At 67.2% G+C, this 16,999-nt stretch carries 11 protein-coding genes; 5 read left to right on the forward strand and 6 right to left on the reverse strand.

What is annotated here, in order from left to right; translation table 11 throughout:
- Nucleotides 1-326 precede the first annotated feature (326 nt).
- Nucleotides 327-761: a hypothetical protein gene (locus ACHFFZ_RS15045; RefSeq protein WP_394277412.1), complete on the forward strand. Its 435-nt coding sequence runs from the start codon at nt 327-329 to the stop codon at nt 759-761.
- 15 nt (nt 762-776) lie between these two features.
- Here the strand turns inward: ACHFFZ_RS15045 and ACHFFZ_RS15050 are convergent, their stop codons facing one another.
- Nucleotides 777-2,033: a glycosyltransferase gene (locus ACHFFZ_RS15050; RefSeq protein WP_394277413.1), complete on the reverse strand. Its 1,257-nt coding sequence runs from the start codon at nt 2,031-2,033 to the stop codon at nt 777-779.
- 357 nt (nt 2,034-2,390) lie between these two features.
- Between ACHFFZ_RS15050 and ACHFFZ_RS15055 the strand changes: the two genes are divergently transcribed.
- Both ACHFFZ_RS15055 and ACHFFZ_RS15060 read left to right on the forward strand, forming a co-directional pair.
- Nucleotides 2,391-4,688: a glycosyltransferase gene (locus ACHFFZ_RS15055; protein ID WP_394277414.1), complete on the forward strand. Its 2,298-nt coding sequence runs from the start codon at nt 2,391-2,393 to the stop codon at nt 4,686-4,688.
- Nucleotides 4,689-4,696: 8 nt separating this feature from the next.
- Nucleotides 4,697-6,655 carry a glycosyltransferase gene (locus tag ACHFFZ_RS15060; protein ID WP_394277415.1) on the forward strand — a complete coding sequence of 653 codons (1,959 nt, stop codon included), beginning with the start codon at nt 4,697-4,699 and terminating at the stop codon, nt 6,653-6,655.
- A gap of 69 nt (nt 6,656-6,724) precedes the next feature.
- Here the strand turns inward: ACHFFZ_RS15060 and ACHFFZ_RS15065 are convergent, their stop codons facing one another.
- Nucleotides 6,725-10,633 carry a glycosyltransferase gene (locus ACHFFZ_RS15065; protein WP_394277416.1) on the reverse strand — a complete coding sequence of 1,303 codons (3,909 nt, stop codon included), beginning with the start codon at nt 10,631-10,633 and terminating at the stop codon, nt 6,725-6,727.
- On the opposite strand from ACHFFZ_RS15065, the gene ACHFFZ_RS15070 reads away from it, so the two are divergent.
- Both ACHFFZ_RS15070 and ACHFFZ_RS15075 read left to right on the forward strand, forming a co-directional pair.
- A complete protein-coding gene (locus tag ACHFFZ_RS15070; RefSeq protein ID WP_394277422.1) occupies nt 10,580-10,858 on the forward strand; it encodes a hypothetical protein in 279 nt (92 codons plus the stop codon). The two genes, ACHFFZ_RS15065 and ACHFFZ_RS15070, sit on opposite strands and share 54 nt — an antisense overlap.
- A gap of 9 nt (nt 10,859-10,867) precedes the next feature.
- Nucleotides 10,868-11,173, forward strand: coding sequence for a hypothetical protein (locus ACHFFZ_RS15075; protein WP_394277417.1), 306 nt, complete (start codon nt 10,868-10,870; stop codon nt 11,171-11,173).
- Nucleotides 11,174-11,185: 12 nt separating this feature from the next.
- Here the strand turns inward: ACHFFZ_RS15075 and ACHFFZ_RS15080 are convergent, their stop codons facing one another.
- The 4 genes from ACHFFZ_RS15080 to ACHFFZ_RS15095 all read right to left on the reverse strand — a co-directional run.
- Nucleotides 11,186-13,075, reverse strand: coding sequence for a glycosyltransferase (locus ACHFFZ_RS15080; RefSeq protein WP_394277418.1), 1,890 nt, complete (start codon nt 13,073-13,075; stop codon nt 11,186-11,188).
- Nucleotides 13,072-13,926: an ABC transporter ATP-binding protein gene (locus tag ACHFFZ_RS15085; protein WP_394277419.1), complete on the reverse strand. Its 855-nt coding sequence runs from the start codon at nt 13,924-13,926 to the stop codon at nt 13,072-13,074. Before ACHFFZ_RS15085 ends, ACHFFZ_RS15080 begins: the two co-directional genes overlap by 4 nt.
- The gene (locus tag ACHFFZ_RS15090) at nt 13,910-14,800 is read right to left on the reverse strand and encodes an ABC transporter permease (RefSeq protein WP_394277420.1); all 891 of its coding nucleotides are present in this window, start codon (nt 14,798-14,800) and stop codon (nt 13,910-13,912) included. The genes ACHFFZ_RS15085 and ACHFFZ_RS15090 overlap by 17 nt, the downstream gene beginning before the upstream one ends.
- Nucleotides 14,797-16,999: glycosyltransferase (locus ACHFFZ_RS15095; RefSeq protein WP_394277421.1), on the reverse strand; the 2,203-nt coding region annotated here is incomplete at its 5' end. The genes ACHFFZ_RS15095 and ACHFFZ_RS15090, both read right to left, overlap by 4 nt.

Below are 16,999 nucleotides of genomic sequence, written 5' to 3' on the forward strand. Positions count from 1 at the left end.
GCCGCCTCGTCGAAGGACAGGTGACCACGAACTGGAAACAGGCCCTGGCTCAACTCGCCATCGCCTACCCCGACCGCATCAACCCCCACCTCTAAACCAACCCCCGGAGACCACCACTTACACAAACAACTTGACAAGCTCTCCGCATCGTCACGAACCCTGCTGACGACGCCTTCGACGAAATCTTGGGACTCGCCAGGATGCTGCCTGGCATCGGGGACCAGTCGTCCGGAAACCTCACCATCGAGTTGGTTCGCGAGGTGCACGGACACGTACCCCTGCCCCGTGCCGAAGCCCTGAAGAGAGTGGCAGCGGAGATTACAGTGATGCCCGACATCCAGGCGGGAAACATCTTGCGAGGTCGTGCCACCAGGGGCCTGTTCTGTGGCGCCCTGCCCATCTCCGCCGTCATCCAGTTCGACTTTCCGGAGCCCCTTCACAACTTCGGTCTGCACGCCACGACCGTGGGTGGTGCGGGTACCCCGCAACATGCCGCGCTCATGTCCTTGAAGCTGCGCACCATCGACCCGGACGGGGACCTGGATGCCCTGATGGAAGGCACCTTTGGGCTGGCGAAGTCGGGCCTAGCCCACATCGGCTGGTTCAACTACTTGAGCACGGGCTCGAGCGAGCTGCGCTCGACGATGGAGGTCGTGCTCCCGCAGGGTGTGGAGTGCACGGCGGTCGACATCGTGCCATGGGGACAGGGGGCGCCCGTCACCCTCACCGGCCTCAGCCTGGAATGGGTGGCGGGCGCCTGAAAGCGTCGGCCAGCCTCAGTGGAGTTCCTGCACCGTCAGGACCTCCACAGAGGTGGTCGGCCTGTCGGTGGCCAGCTGGTGGAGCTCGATGGCGGACAGTTGGTATCCCTCGGGAATGGTGAAGGACCGGTCGATGGTGCGGTTCTCGCCATTGCTGGGCACGTAGGTGTAGAAGCCCCACACGGCTCGGGCACTCAGCACCATGCCCGTGCCCGTGAGGTCCACTGCGGCAGGGTCGAAGTCCTGACTGTCCAGGCGAGTGAGCTTGAAGCTGAGCAGCGCATTCCGGTCACCCGCCCCCGGTGGGGTCGAGGCGCGGGCCGAGAGGTGGATGCGCCCTTCCAACGGATCCAGCTCCAACCGGTGAGGTTCGGTCGCGGCGTCGAAGGGGCCGGAGAAGCTCTGGCGAGTACCGTCGTCGGGCGCCGCCTGGGCCAATAGACGCCCTGCGAGTGTCGGGAAGAGTTCGTCGAGCAGGACCGGATCCGGGGCAACCTCCATGGGTGCGAGCGTGTCCCGGAGCTGCTGGATCACTTCCTGCCGGTCGGTGGAGTGGTAGCTGAGGGCCGTGTCCTGCGTCGCGTGGCGGGTCCACAGCCATGAGGGTCGGCGTGAGTCGATGATGACCGGGTTGCCCCGGTCTGACTCGTGATGAGACACGGAAGCGGGGCCGCGCGTGCCGCCGTCCAGGGTCTCCCAGATCGCCATCAGGCCGATGGCGATCATCGGTTTGTGGGCCGTCTTCATCGAGTAGAAGGTGCCTCCGTCGTAGATGCCGGTCGCCCCAAGGCCACCCGAGACCATCATCCCGACGTTTGGCTTCGTCACGAAGGGCATGAAGCGGTCGAAGAAGTCCCAGGCAAGCAGGTCGTCATCATCCAGACGGTAGGTCGCGAAGACCTCATTGCGTGATCCCAGTACGTCACGCCCGTGGTCGCGCGGCCACAGTGGGCCCAAGCCCTCGCGCTTCTCATCGATGACCAGCCACGGATTGTCTGCGGCGAGGTCCTTCAGCTGGTCCTTGAACCGGACGGGCATGGTGTCGCTGAGGGACACGATGTGACGCAGGTCATGGGTCTCGGCCGCATGACGCAGCATCGGCACGGAATGGTCGCAGAACAGGTCAAGCCGGGGCTGCAAGCGCTCGTCAGAGAAGAGGTAGGACCGATAGCTGTCCACATCCTTCAACGAACTGCCGTTGGAGGCCAACCAGGCCGGGGAGTTGGGGTTCACCAGCGAGAAGCGGGTGTGGCCCACGACCAAAGCAGTCATGTGGACGACCTTCCATTGAGTGGGGGTGGAACTGCACGGATCAACAGGACTTCGGGCCCCCACACCATTGACGCGTGTTTCGAGGCCCGAGTTCTGCTCGGATGAATATCATATTGTTCACGGAGCTTCGTGGACCCCCAACGAGATCCGATCCAGGGATTCACCTCACAGGGCCGCCCCGATGGGGATGCCAATCCGAGTCCCGCGTCCCCCGAATGCATTGGTAGGTGCTGAGCAATGCCCGTTGGATCCCGCCGCTCCTCTAAGAGTGCCTTGTTGGCGCTCCTGGGGGCTTTCATCGCAGGAGTCGGCCTGGTTCTCTGGCAGTGGGCCCCCGCTCCTGTGGCGCCTCTCCTGGTGGCCTCTGGTCTCCTGCTCACCATCGCCGGGATCACCCGTCAGCTCGACCGCACCAGTGGTCATGTTCGGCGCATCGCCTCCAGTCAGCGCACGGCTGACGAGAAGGCCGCCCGAAAGCTCGCCGACATCGCCGGCACCGTTGGTCGTTCCGCCCCAGTCGTGCGCAGCATCGCCGCGGACAGTGTGAAGCTCCGCCAGCAGGTCGGTCAGCTCCAGACGGTAGTTGCCGAGACCCCCCAAGGGATCGAACAGGTCGCTGAACAGTTCCGGGCCTCCGTGACCGAACGTGTCGTGATCAAGGTGAGGGACACCGCCTTGGCTGCCGACGCCCCCCGGGACCTTGAGCCCGCCGTTGTGGAGGCCGCCCAGCTCGGGCGCCAGCTCAGTGACGACCACCGCGAGGTCACGGTGGAACTCGACGCCCGACTCCGCCCCGACACCGATGCCCAAGCGGTCGTGGCCGTGGCCAAGAACGGCCAGGCCGTCGAGTTCGACATTGCCGGCGCTCGCAAGGCGACGCTGGAATTCAGTCTGGAGCAGACCGGTGACGAAACTCCCAAGGCCGGACTGGTGTGGGCGCGGGTGTATGCCGCGGACGGAAGCGAGATCAACCACCCGGTGTTGCGCTCTGTTTCCGAGCAGTACGGCACTTTCCAGTACGTGGGCACCAACAAGGGCACCGTGCAGCGACTCCACCTCGACCTTCCTGGAACGGGCGCCCGGCTCGAGCTCGGGCTCGTCCCCTGGGCGGCGGAGCTCACTGCTCGCAACCTCGTCAAGATCCGCCTGGTGCGGACCGCACCCGGTTGGGAGTCGGTCCGCCGCATGAGGGACCTGCGGGTTGCCACCATCCTCGACGAGTTCTCCCACAACTCCTTCCGTCACGAGTTCACGCCTGTCGTGCTGACTCCTCAGGGATGGCGTGCAGAGATGGAGGCCAACAGCCCTGACTTGTTCTTCTGTGAATCGGCCTGGAGCGGCGCCGACTCCGACGCTCGTCCGTGGAAGGGGCGCATCTACACCTCGACGAACTTCACCAGTGAATCGCGCACGGTCCTGTTCGAGATCTTGGACTATTGCAAGGAACATGGCATTCCGACGGTCTTCTGGAACAAGGAAGATCCGTCACACTTCGACGACAAGGTGCACAACTTCGTCGACACCGCCGTCCGCTTCGACCACGTCTTCACGACCGATTCGCGCAGCGTCGAGCGCTACAAGGTCGAGTACGGGCACCCCAGCGTGCAGGTCCTGCCCTTCGCGGTCCAGCCGCGACTGTTCAACCCCATCGAGATGATTATGCGGAGCCAGGACGTGGTCTTCGCCGGTGCTTGGTATGCCAACCACAAGCAGCGAAGCCTCGACATGCACGCCATGTTCCAGGCTGTGCTCGACGCAGACCGCAACCTCAAGGTCTATGACCGCTTCTTCGGTGGAACCGACGCGCTGCATGCCTTCCCCACGCAGTACACCCAGTACCTCAACCCGCCCGTCCACCACAGCGAGATGGCCCAGGTGTACAAGGAATCGGTCATCGGGATGACCATCAACACCGAGCAGGACTCCCCGACGATGTTCGCCCGCCGCATCTTCGAACTGATGGCCTGCAACACCTATGTCGTGTCCAACCACAGCGCGGGGGTTGAGGCCTTCTTCGGCGACACCGTTCCCTTCCTCGACCAGAACCCGAAAGCCTTGGCGCAACTCACGGCCGACGACATCGACCGAGTCCGTGAGCGGAACCTCACGAAGGTGCTGGCCGAGCACACCTACCGCAACCGGATGCGCACCATCCTGGAGACGGCAGGCGTGCACTTCGACGACTCGGAGGATGACATCGCCAGCATGGTGACCGTCTCCACCGTGGCCGAGGCCGTCGTGGCCGCCGACTGGTTGGCAGCGCAGCCCGTCCGGGGGCGGAAGGTGCTGCTCGTCTCACGCGAGGCCCACCCCGTCGACTCCACACAGATCTTCAAGCGGTGCAACGGCGGACAGGTGGTCGTCGCCGATGAACGCCTCCTCACCGCGGGCTCGATCGATCCCAACGAGCTGTTCGCCGGTGCGGCATGGGTGGTGTGGCAGGACCCCGACGATCCGGTTGACACAGCATCCCTCGACAGGATGCACCTACACGCCAGTTACGTGGACGTGCCCGTGCGACTGGGGTCGCCCGAAGTGCGCTACTCGATGGCGCTGTCCGAGATCGCGGCAGGAAGCCTCCTGCCGTCCCACCGGATCCCCGTCCTGCTGTCCGAGGTCGCCCGTGGTGGCCAGTCGCTCGTCTACACGGTCTGAGGTGCCTGATGAACCACGAACTCACCGTCATCGTCCCCTGCTGGAATGCCGCCGAGAAGCTCGCGCCCTGTCTCGCCTCCCTCGACAGTCTCCATGCTTCCGTCGACCTCGAGGTGGTGTTCGTCGATGATGCCTCCACCGATGCCACCCCCGATGCTCTGGAGGCCTACTGCCGACGTCGGCCATGGGCGCGACTCGAACGCTTCTCGATGAACACCGGCGGCCCCTCGACTCCTCGCAACCGCGGCATCGAGGGAGCGACCGGCACCTATGTCTTTTTCCTCGACATCGACGACGAGGTCCTGACCGAGGGAGTCCTGGCTTCACTGGCGGTCGCCCGGGAGACCGGTGCCGACGTGGTGCGGGCCCCTCTGGTGCGCGTCGACGCCCGCGGTGAGCTACTCCTCAACACCCTGCCTGCTTGGGATTCCAGCCTGACCAGGCGGGAGCGGATCGAGATGATCGTCGCCCGCCAGAGCACCACGGTCTGCGGCCTCATCCGTCACTCCTTGCTCGTCGACCATGAGATCCGCTGGGAGTCGCGCTACCGGATGGGTGAGGACACCCTGTTCTGGTTCGACGTCTACAGCCACGCCGACACCATCGAGTACAGCGACGTTGCCGACCTGCGCTACATCACCAATTCGGCCAACAAGGTGAAGTCCAGCACGCAGCAGTACCAGGCCCGCGAACTGGCCGATCACCTCGGTGTGTGGCGGGGCGCCCAGGAGCGGCTTGCCCGCGTCGGCCTGGACTACTTCGCTCTCCGTGGCCAGGTGGCCCTGCAGTCAGTCTTCGTGGCGATGCGTCGCTACAACCAGGGTGGCTTCACCCGCGACGAGTTCGACCAGCTCCGCGACTTCCTGCGCCGCCACGAGAAGACGGTGCGAGCTTTCCGGTTCAACGCTCGCAACAAGGCGCTGGCGAGCCAGATCTTGGACGATGACTACTTCGGCTTCCTCGAGGGAATCAAACTGCGCCTGCTGGTGGCCGGAATGGACCTCAAGTTCATCGCCCCTGCACTGTCAGCGCTGCGGGACAAGTTCCAGGTGCAGGTCGACCAGTGGGACGGCCACGACGAGCACGACGAGGAGCGCAGCCGACGCCTGCTCGATTGGGCCGACATCATCCACGCCGAATGGATGCTGGGCAATGCCGTTTGGTACTCCCAGAACCGGCGACCGCACCAGAAGTTGGTCATCCGCCTGCACCGGTTCGAGCTGACCCGTGACTTCGGGGACCGGCTGGAGCGGGACGCGGTCGACCGCATCGTGTGCGTGTCGGTGCCGACACTCCAGGACGCCTTGGGGCGCTTCGGCTTCGACCGCTCGAACATGCGCGTCCTGCCCAACCTCGTGGACGTTGACAACTACCGAACCTGCGATGACCCGGAGAAGGTGTTCAACCTCGCCCTAGTGGGATCGGTGGGCGCCAACAAGGGGTACCACCGAGCCTTGGAGCTCTTGGCAGAGCTCCATCAACTGGACGTGCGCTACAACCTCACTGTCTACGGGAAGCTGCCCTCGGAGCTGCCGTGGCTGATGCGCGACGACAAGGAACGTGCCTACTTCGAAACCTGCAGCCGCTTCGTCGCTGAACGGGGACTGGAGTCGGCCGTCCATTTCGCCGGCTGGACAGACACGAGCACGGCCTTGGCCGACAAGGGCTTCGTGCTGTCGACCTCGGACTTCGAGAGCTTCCACGTCGCCCCGGCAGAGGCCTTCGCCTGCGGCAACATCGGCCTCTTCCTTCCTTGGCGGGGCGTTGAGTACATCCACCCGAACAAGTACATCTGCCGTGATGTGGCGCAGATGCGTGACCGCATCCTCGCTCTTCGGGACTTGGACACGTTCACCGCCGAGGCCCAGGAGGGCGTGGCCTTCGTCCGCGAGAACTTTTCGTTGGAGCGCTTCGTGGCCGACTACACCGAGCTCATCCACGGCCTCATCGACGAACGGGTCGGCTGACCGTCAGGCCACGGAACACAACTGGTCCCGACCGGCGCAGGTCGGGACCAGTTGTGTCCTGAGGGAGGGTCAACCATCGACGACCGCCCGAGCCAGGCTCGGCAGCACAGCGCTTGCGTCGCAAGAGCGGGCGATGACCTGGTCCTCATCACGACGAAGGCCACGTCGACTCAGGATCGACTCGGCCAGTTCCGCAGGCGAGGCGGCGAGCCACTCCCTCGGGTACAACAGGTCGGCCCCCGGCCACTCCAGGCAGGCCGGCAGGGCGCCGGAGGCGGCACCGTCGGCGATGGTGAAGTGGAAGGACTCGAAGTCCGAGGTGGACAGGGCGACGCCGACCTTGCGGAACCACTCAGACATGTCGTCGCCGTGGGGATCGAAGACCACACACCCGGGGTACTGCTCGTTGAGGCGCTCGATGCGTTCGTACACGGCGCCGTAGAAGGCCATCTCGTCGGGTCGGCTGGCCATCCAGGGGTAATCGGACGGCTGCTTGCCCTTGACGAACAACCGGTACCGGTTGTTGCGGGCCAACAGTTCGGTGAGAACGTCGATGGCTCGGTCCAGCCGCTTGCTGCGGGGGACGATGCCCACCAGCCCGAGATTGAACTCGGCACCGACGTGCTTCTGCAACTGCAGCCCGGCCACGTCGACGGCGTTTGGCACCACACGGCACCTGTCAGCTGGCAGGCCGTGGCTGGTGATCGCCGCCTGTTGGATCAGCGGCGCCACGAAGACGTACTGGTCGACTGCCGCATGCTTGATCGACGCCAGGTAAGGACGGAAGAGCTCCTGCGAATGGACCCGTACGACAAGCCGCTGGTCAGTGCCGACGTGCTGTGAATACCACACCGCATTACCCAGGCCCCATTCACAGAAGACGACCTCGGCCTGGCGCAGCAGTTCAATGGAGAGGTCCTCGTCGTGCTGACTGTGGTCTGCCCACTGGTCCACCAACACACGGTGCCCGTCCGCCTCCAACTGGCTCATCAGGCCGCTTGCGAACTTCAGGTCATGGCCTGCAACCAGCACGGTGCGAGCAGGAAGCGTGCCCTTGTCGTTGCCCATGACCATGTCCGGGGCGGTGGAGGGAATGACAGGTGACGGAAGCGTCAGCTCCACGCCCTCGTCACAGGGTTCCTCCAGTGCCGCCTTGACCGAGCCGACGCGCGCCACCACCTCCTGGCGCACCAGGCCCTCGTGGGAACCGTTCGTGTGCCTGGGCCGGGCGAGCGGAGTCCCGGGGCGCACCTCTTCACCAGCCGCGACGACGATGCGTCGCCAGATCCCGTAATGGGTGGCGCTGAGCAAGTCCTCGAAGTAGGTGCGGGAGGGGACTTCCCTGACGAGTCCGCACCAGCGGGCGCGCACATCGGTCACCGCAGAGGCAGGTCGGACGACAATGCCCGATCCAGAAAGAGCATCCCCGGCAGTCTCGACGTCATCGACGAAGACTTCACGCGGACGAACTGATTGGCCTGCCACGGCCGCGAGGAGCTCGGGCGACGGCTCGACCAAATGCAGTGAGTAGTCGTCCCGGACAGGTGCTTCCACGCAGAGGCCGATCGTGCGCAGCAAGATGGTCATCTCGGTGTCAACGGTGTGAGAACGAAGGACGGCTCGCATCTGGCGCCATGCCTCCGCCAGTCGAGCCTGTGGAGCGTGGGCCAAGCCCACCAGGAGCGTCCGGCGGCCCAACTCGTCCACGGGTATCGGAATGGCGTCGCCGAAGGTCTCGGAGACACCCCTGCCCGGACCCGAGACCACCACACCACCACACGCGGCGATCTCCACGACCCGTCGCGAGTACATGCTGGGGGAGTCGGTCACCGAGTTCACGTTCAGGTGTGCCAGATGGACCTTGTAGGAGTCGATCACCTGCTCATAGGGGAGGGCGCCCACACTGTGCCGGGCAAGGTCAGCCGGGAAGTGGTAGGTCGATTCCGGCAGCGCCGCCTGTCGGTCATAGATCGTCAAGCCCAGCGGTGCAGCTGCCTCCAGCAGGCGGCGCAGCTCCATTGACCGCTGTGGGTAGCGGTCACCGTAGTAGGTGCCTGCGTAGGCGATCGTAGGGTTCGGCGACATTGCCGGCGGCAACGGATTGTGGATTGCCGGTTGCGCGTGGAAGGACATCGTCGACACCGTCCGGCTCACTGCATCCGGAGTGGCCAAGTAGTCAGGGATGCGGTTGGCGTCCGTGGTGAAGACGTGGTCGCACATGGCCGCAGTACTGCGGAACCTGTCGAAGTGGACAGGATCCTCCTTGTTCCAGAAGACCGTCGGAATGCCCTGGCTACGACAGGCCGAGAGGAGTTCTTCGATGTCGCGGTGCTCATCGGGGCCGTAGTCGCCGATGGCTCGCCGCCATTGCCCGTCAGTTCCTGACCATGCCGACTCGACCAGGACGAGGTCCAGCTGCCCTTCGTCGACCTGGCGGCGCCAGCCGTTGCGGTCGAGGGGGAAGAGCCTCACGGACGGTGCCAGCGTACGGGTGGTGAACTCATCAGCGATGAGGCCGATGCGCAGCTCGCCCAGCGACATGGGCTCCATCCGATCACGAACGCTCGCTACTCGTTCCACCGCCAACCTGTGGGCACTGGCTATGGTGGCGCCGACATGCTTCCACTGACGCTCGTCCAGCGTCCACAGCCGTGCCCGTCGGCCGAGGTCCTGGCGCAGGTTGGCGTCCTCCACGAGGCGCTGGAGGCTGTCGGCCAGCGCGTCCGCGTCGCCGGCGCGGAAGAGCAGCGCCCGGTCCTGCCCGGGGCCGGCCAGGTCCTGGTGCGGGGCGACGTCGGAGAGCACCACGGCCTTCATGCACGAGAAGGCCTCCAGCGGCTTCAGCGGCGAGACCATCTGAGTCACGGCCAGCGAGTGGCGGGGCATCGGCATGATGTCGAAGGTGCTCATCAGGCGGGGCATCTGGTCCTGCGGCAGCCTTCCGAGGAAGGTGACGGTGTCGAGCGAGAGCTCGTCGCGTTGCGCCTTGAGCGCTTCCGTGACCGAGCCGGAGCCAGCGATCACTACCTGGTGCTCGATGCCGCGCTCGCGCAGGATGGCCGAGGCGGACAGCAGCGTGTCGAGGCCCTCGTAGCCCACCATGCTTCCGGCGAACCCGATGACCGGCACATCAGTGCGGATCTTCTTGGCCTGGGCGAAGTCGGTGTCGCGGGGGAGGGGGAGGAAGACCTCGGGGTTGACCGCGTTGGGGGCCACGGTAATCCGGTCTGCCGGGACACCTCGCCGCACCAAGTTCTCGCGCACCTGTTTGGTGATGACCAGGACCTGGTCAGCCTCTCTACAGACCAAGAGCTCCATGGCAGCCTGCAGGCCGAACTGCTCACTTCCGTCGAACCCCGACTTCGCCGCAGCTGCAGACAGCTCCCAGAAACCCCGGACTTCATAGACGAAAGGGACCCCAACCCGTCTGGCGCAGATGAGAGCGGGCAAGGCCGTGCGGAAATTCGATGCTGCCTGAATGAGTGAAGGTCGCAGTCGTCGTGCCTCACGTGTGAACGCGTCGGCAGCCTCCACGATGTAGTGGTCGATCGGAGCCTCGGAAAGAGAGGAACCCGGGATGTGGACATAGGGGATCTCGTCCACCAGGCATTCAGTGCGTACAGCCTCTGGACACGGAACGTCCGTCGTCGTGTCCCACGGGTAGCCTGCACGGGCCACCACCTCCAGGTCCACACCGCAGCTGGCCACCCCCTGGGCAACGCCCCGGGTCCGCGTCGAGTACCCGTTCGAGTTGAAAGCAGGCGTCGAGTGGACGCAATACATGACACGGTCCGGCTCGGGAAGGAAAGCGCAACCGGGTGAGCGGGGTGGCACTGTGACCACGCCTGCAGCCAGTCTCTGCTCGCCCTTGATGCGTCGTGCCAGACGCCGTCCCGAATCCACCATGCCCGCAACGAGTTCCGGGTGACGATCAACCAGATCGGCAGGCTCCTCGATCATGCCGTGTTGGAACCACATGAGGCTGAGCAGGGAGAACAGGGAGCCGGAGGTTGGGTCCTCCGCGAACCCAGCAGCGAGGTCTTCCAAAGTGCGTTGGGTCGCGGAGGGCAGCTGCGGGGCAACCACCACTTCGGCATCGGCAGGGGCCACGTCGAAGGAAGCGGGGGAACGGCGTCGAAGAACCTGTGCCTTCAGGGCCTGCGCCGGGGCGAGCACTGCTTTGCCGACGGCCAGGCTGCGTGACCCACGTACGTGAGCCAGGTCGTCCTTGAGGCGTTGGCACTCTTTCTTGTAGGCCTCCAACTTGGAACGATCCTCACCCCACTTCCTCCGGATGGACGCGGTCTCATCGGCCAAGGGTTTGGCCTCGGCCAGCTCGCGGTGCAGCTGCTCAATCACTCGGTGCTGCGCTGCACTCTCCTTGCGGAGCCGCTCGAACTCATCGCGGAATGTGGCTGGATCCGCAGCAATCGCCTGCGTGAGGAGCCGGTCCATCTCAACCGTGGATCGGGCTTCGTCATCGTGGGTCACAGCCCGCCGCCTCTCGTTGTCCTGTGAAGTCATCTCACGTCAGCAGGAGATGAGACTTTTTGGCAGCCCGCTGACCTGCCGTTCGGCCCCCAAGAAGTGGTCGTCGTCCACATTCCACGAGTGCCCACCGGCAGAGCCCTGGCGCATCTGCACGAAGTTGAAGGGGTCGGTCGCGACGATCGTCCCGCCGGCCTCGCGCACTGCGCGCAGGAAGCCGGTGTCCTCGCTGCGGTTCAGGGCCGGGAAGCCCACCTCGCGGAAGACCTCCCGCGTGCCGGTGATGGTCGGGCCGGCGACGAAGTCGGTGCGGCGCCAGGCCATGCCGGGCGAGGCCAGGACGGTCAGGTCGCGCTGGGCCAGGTGCACCCAGCGCTCATACTTGCCCACCACCTCGGCGCCGGTGATGCGCTGCGCCGCCAGCAGGTCGGCCAGGTAGTGCGGCAGGTAGAGGTCGTCGTCGTCCATCTTGGAGACGACCGGGGCATCGGCCCGCTCCACCAGCGCGTTGAGCACCTCGCCGAGACTCCACTGCTCGGGGCAGGGCACCGCCTGCACGTCGAGCCCCAGGTCGCGGCAGCGGCCCATCAGTTCGGGTGACGGCTCGAAGTCGTGCGTGCCGAGCAGCACCTGCACGTCGACGTCCACCTGCTGCGCGATCTGGCCGAGGGCGTGGTCGAGCTGGTGGGGCCGCTTGGTGGCCAGCACCACGCTCACCTGGCGATTGGTGCCCACCACGCCCGGCAGGCCGGTGGCGCGCAGCACCTCGTCCACCCGGTGCGAGTAGGTGTGCCCGGCCCACAGCCGGCGCTGCCCGCGATGCACCACGCGGGCGGCATGGTCGGGCTCGTCCACGACCAGGCGCAGCTCCCGCACCGCCTCCTCGGTGGAGCCGACCTGCGCCACGCCGTCGCCCAGGAAGTGCTCGATCGCCGGGGTCGGGGTGGTGACCACTGGGGTGCCGCAGGCGGTGATCTCCAGCAGCCGCCGGGCGAACATCGTCTGGGAATCGGTGACCGTGTTGACGTTCAGGAAGGCCTTGTAGGCGCGGTAGGCCGAGAGCATCTGGTCATAGGACAGGCTGCCGACCACGTGCGAGGCATAGGGCTCGGGGAACTGGTAACGCTCGTCGCCGCCCAGGAAGCGGGAGAAGACCTCGAAGCGGCAGTCACCCTGCGGCCCGCCGTGCTCGGCCTCGACGGCCAGCGCCGCGTCGAAGAGCAGCCGCATCTGCTCGCGACGCTCCGGGTACTTGTGCGCGAACCAGGTGCCCGCAAAGGCGATCCCGCGCTCGTGCGCCCCGTCCTGGCGGCGCAGCGGATTGGTCACCCGCTCCTGCACTGCAAAGGGCAGCACCGCCACCCGGTCGTGGCCCAGCGCCTCGCGGTAGCGGGGCAGGCAGGCCTCGTCGGTGGTGAAGACGTGGTCGAAGAGGCGGGCACTGCCGAGGAAGTCCTCGAAGTGGGTGGGGTCCTCCTTGTTCCAGAAGACCGTCGGGATGCCGCGCTCCCGGCAGGCCGCCACCAGCGCCCGCAGCTCGTCCGACGGCGCCTTGCTGCCGGTGAGCTGGTACTGCCAGGTGTCGTGGTTGCCGTGCCAGGCGCTCTCCACGAAGAGCAGGTCGATCTGGTCGACCTGCTCGCGCCAGGTGGACGGCTTCAGCACGACGCTGCGCCACTCATAGGCGAAGGCGGCGCGGGTGAAGTCGTCGGCGATCGTGCCCACCCGAAGATCGCGCCGCGGCTCGGCCTCCGGCCAGACGAAGGGCCGCACGTCGAGCCCCGACTCGTCGGAGAACAGGCGACTCTCGAAGCGCACGCCCACGCTGCCGCGACGCTTGCGGCGACGATGCTCCCGCAACTGGTCGAATCCGCCGGCACGCAGGTGCCACAGCGCCCGACGCAGGTCGTCGACCATCTGCTGGATGCTCACTGCGTGGCCTCCAGCGAGGCCACCAGGAAACCGTCACGGGCCTGCGAGAGCACCCGGTCGGCGATCTCGAACTCCTTCGAGGCGGTCTTCCACGCCCACCAGCGGTAGGTGCGGGCCACCGTCCTCGCATCGCCGTCGGCAATCAGCTCACCCATGTGCAGCCAGATCGCCCGGGTGCACATCGTCTCGATGGTCTGGGCGGCGTGCGAGACCAGGAAGATGGTGCCCGCGCGCTCCCGGATTCTCTCGATGGTCTCCTCCGAGCGCTTCGCGAAGGCCGCATCACCAGTGCCCAGCGCCTCGTCGATCAGCAGGATCTCGGGTTCGGCGGCCGCGGCGATGGCGAAGGTGAGCCGGGCGCTCATGCCCGACGAGTAGGTGCTCATCGGACGGTCGATGGCGGTGCCGATCCCGGCCAGTTCCACCACCTCGGGCATCAGCTCGGCCGCCCTCTCGGGCGAATGGCCGAGCGCCAGCAGTCCCAGGGTGACATTGCGACGGCCGCTCAGCTGGTTCACCAGCGCCGCCTGCACGCCCAGCAGCACCGGTGTCGCCGTCGCACTCACCTGGCCCGAATGGGGCGTCTGCAGGCCGGCGACCACCCGCAGCAGCGTGCTCTTGCCCGAGCCGTTCGCGCCCAGGATGCCCAGGTGCTCACCCTCGTGCACGGTGAAGGAGACACCCTTCAGCGCCTCCACCACCTCGGTGCGACGGCTGGGCAGCACCAGCTCCGACATCCGCCCCAGGCCGCGGCGCTGCGTCGCCCGGCCCATCTCGGAGCGGTAGCGCACCACGACGTCCTCCACCACCACCGACGGGTGGCCCAGCTCCGGCTCACTCGGGACGGCCATAGGACACCTCCCCGCGCCAGAACCAGACGAAGCCCAGCACCAGCACGCCCACGGCCCAGGCCGAAAGCTCCAGCCAGTGGCTGGCCGCCGGCACCTGGTCGAACAGCAGCAGCTGTCGGTAGCCGTCCACCAGCAGGAAGAGCGGATTGTGCCGGATGATCCGCGCCAGCCACGGAATGGCGTCATAGCGGTCGATGGAGAACATGATCGCCGAGCCGTAGAGCAGGAAGCGGAAGAAGACCGGGATCACCTTCTTGAAGTCCGGCACCATCGAACACAGCCGGGCGGCGGCGAAGACCAGCCCGGCATTGAAGAGCACCTGCAGCGCATAGAGGGCGGGGAAGAGCAGCACCGCCGCACCGGGCAGCCCGACGAAGGGGATGGTCAGCAGCGCCATCACCACGATCGAGGGCACCGACTCGATCATGTTGCGCACCAGCGAGGCCAGCGGCAGCGCGGCCCGCGGGAAACTGAAGGCCCGCATCAGCCCACGGTTGGCGGCCATCACGCTGGCCGCCGAGGTGACGTCGCGGCTGGTGATGCCGAACATGAAGATGCCGATCACCAGATAGGCAGGAAAGTTCGGGATGTTCGAGGCGAAGAGGAAGCCGAAGATCACCATGTAGATCGCGGCATCCAACAGCGGGTTCAGCACCAGCCACAGGTTGCCCAGCAACAGGCCCCGGTTCTGCGTCACCGCCAGGCTCCACGCCCGCTCGCCGATGAAGTGACGACTCTCCCACAACTGCTGCAGGTAGACGCCCAAGGGGGGCCTGCCGCTGACGGGACGAAGCGGCCGGGGCTCGGCGCTGCGGCGTGGGGGGATCCGCGGTGCCGGCCCTGCATCGGCCGCTGAGCGCAGGGGGGTGCTCATCGATTGCCTTCCAGGGTTCGGTACAGGCGATCGTAGACCTCCGCCGCGTGCTGCCAGGTGCGGCGCGCGGCCCAGGCCCTCGCCTTTGCGACGTGCTCCTGCGTGGCCTGCGGATCGTCCAGCAGGCCGGCGACGGCCCCAGCCAGCGCAGCCGCATCCCCGGCCGGCACCAGCGGCAGGCCGCTCGGCTCCAGCAGCTCCCGCAGCGCCGGCAGATCACTGGTCACCACAGCGCGGCCCAGCGCCATCGCCTCCACCGGCTTCATCGGCGTCACCACCCGGCACACTGGCGTGTCCATCCGCGGCACCGCCACCACGTCGAGCGCCTCCACCCAGGACAGCGCCTCCTCGCGCCCCACCCGTCCGGGAAAGACACAGACATCGGCGATGCCCAGCTCACGCGCCCGCTGCTGCAGCGCCGGACGCTCGGTGCCGTCACCCACCAAGGCACAGCGCACGTCGCGGCCCTCGCCGCGCAGCAGCGCCACCGCCTCCAGCGTGGTGCCGAAACCCTCATAGCCCACCAGCGAACTCACCGCACCGATCCACGACGCGTCCGGCTCGATGCCCAGCCGCTCCCGGGCCTCGCGCCGACTCGTGCTGCGCTGCAGCAGGTGCTCGTCGACGGCATTGGGCACCACGCTGATCCGATCCGCCGGCACGCCGCGACCCACCAGGTCTGCCTTCTGCACCTTTGAGAGCACCACCACCGCGTCGGCCGCCAGCGCACAGGCGGTCTCGCGGTCGCGCTGCAGCCGCAGGAAGTCACTGTGCTCGGCCCGCTCCCGCACCTGCTCGGGACGCTTCGAGAGCCAGGTGAGCTCCAGCTGCCCGCGCATCTCGTAGATCCACGGCAACCCGAAACGCCTCGCCACCGCCTCGGTGACCAGGCCATTGGTGTAGTCCGTGGTGGTGTGCAGCACCGCCGGGCGCGAGCGCTCCACCAGCCGGGCCAGCCGACGGGCCTGCTCCGCCAGGCGCTGCGGGGTGGCCGCCGGCATCTGCCACGGCACCAGGCGGTGCACCAGCACACCGTCGACCAGCTCGCGGCGCGGCGCTCCCAGACGGCCGATCGTCACCGGATAGCCGAGCCGGGTGACCGCCTCCACCCGCCAGCCCGCCCGCTGCTGGGCCTGCATGATCGCCTGGCTGCGCAGCGTCGAACCCGAGCGGGTGTGCGGCAGTGAGTTGGTGAGCACGTGCAGCACCCGTCGCTGGTCGGGCCGCCAGCCAGGCCGCGGGCCCCGCGCCGGGGGAGCCAGGTGCCCCGGCTGCAGCGCATCCAGGGTGCCCTGGATCCGTCGCCCCAGCCGCGTCGACGGACCCGCCTCGGCCAGCGCGGCGTGGAGGTCACCGGCCTGCAGCTCACGCCGGGCCCGGTCATCGGGGCCCACCAGGCGCTTCGGCACCAGGTCGTGGTGCCCGTGCGCCAGGGCAGCCGCCGCCGCAAAGCGGTCCAGCGGGCCGGTGCCGGGGGAGTGCTCGGCCCAGGCGGCAACCGTGCGCTGCAGCTCGTCGGGACGGTCGGCCAGGTGCGCCGCCACCACCTGCCAGGCCCGCGGACCCCGCCCGGTGCGCACCCGCCGGGCCAGACCGGTGCGACGGGCCAGCTGCACGAAGAAGGTGGCACTGTCGCCGTCCAGGTGCGATGCGATGGTGCCGAGGGTGAGCGCCGCATCCTGCAGCAACGGGCCCAGCCTGTGGGTACCCCGGGACCCTGCGTGCTGCCCGTGCTGGTCAGCGGCCAGTTCCAGCGCCTGCAGCATCGTCGCGGCGCCGCGCTCGGGCGTCGCCCACTGCTCCACCCAGCGACGGCCACCCTCGCCCACCCGCAGGCGCGACGGATCGCTCGCCAGCCCCTGCCACAGCGCCGCCAGCGCCTCGGCATCGTCGGGGGCCGTGACGTCACCGGCACCGGACTCGACGACGATCCGGGCCGCCTCACCCGTCACGCTCGCCGAGACGTGACGGCCACTGGCCAGCGCCTCGTACAGCTTGGAAGGCACGGTCAGCTCCATGCCGCTCCAGCCGCGCAACATCACCAGCACCGAATCGGCCCACGCATAGTGCTCGGCCACGCCGGCGCCGGGCACCCGCTCGACGAAGTCGACCGGAGCCCCCAAACGCTCGGCCAGGTGGCGCAGTGGCACCTCGTGCACGCCGCTTCCCACCAGCCGCAGCCGCACCGAAACCCCTGCC

This window comes from Luteococcus sp. (assembly GCF_043424415.1).
Lineage (GTDB): Bacteria > Actinomycetota > Actinomycetes > Propionibacteriales > Propionibacteriaceae > Luteococcus.

What these genes read in the sequence shown, in the direction of transcription:
- ACHFFZ_RS15045 (WP_394277412.1), top strand. Translation starts at nt 327, where the DNA reads ATGCCCGACATCCAGGCGGGAAACATCTTGCGAGGTCGTGCCACCAGG.
- ACHFFZ_RS15050 (WP_394277413.1), bottom strand. Translation starts at nt 2,033, where the DNA reads ATGACTGCTTTGGTCGTGGGCCACACCCGCTTCTCGCTGGTGAACCCC.
- ACHFFZ_RS15060 (WP_394277415.1), top strand. Translation starts at nt 4,697, where the DNA reads ATGAACCACGAACTCACCGTCATCGTCCCCTGCTGGAATGCCGCCGAG.
- ACHFFZ_RS15065 (WP_394277416.1), bottom strand. Translation starts at nt 10,633, where the DNA reads ATGTGGTTCCAACACGGCATGATCGAGGAGCCTGCCGATCTGGTTGAT.
- ACHFFZ_RS15085 (WP_394277419.1), bottom strand. Translation starts at nt 13,926, where the DNA reads ATGGCCGTCCCGAGTGAGCCGGAGCTGGGCCACCCGTCGGTGGTGGTG.
- ACHFFZ_RS15090 (WP_394277420.1), bottom strand. Translation starts at nt 14,800, where the DNA reads ATGAGCACCCCCCTGCGCTCAGCGGCCGATGCAGGGCCGGCACCGCGG.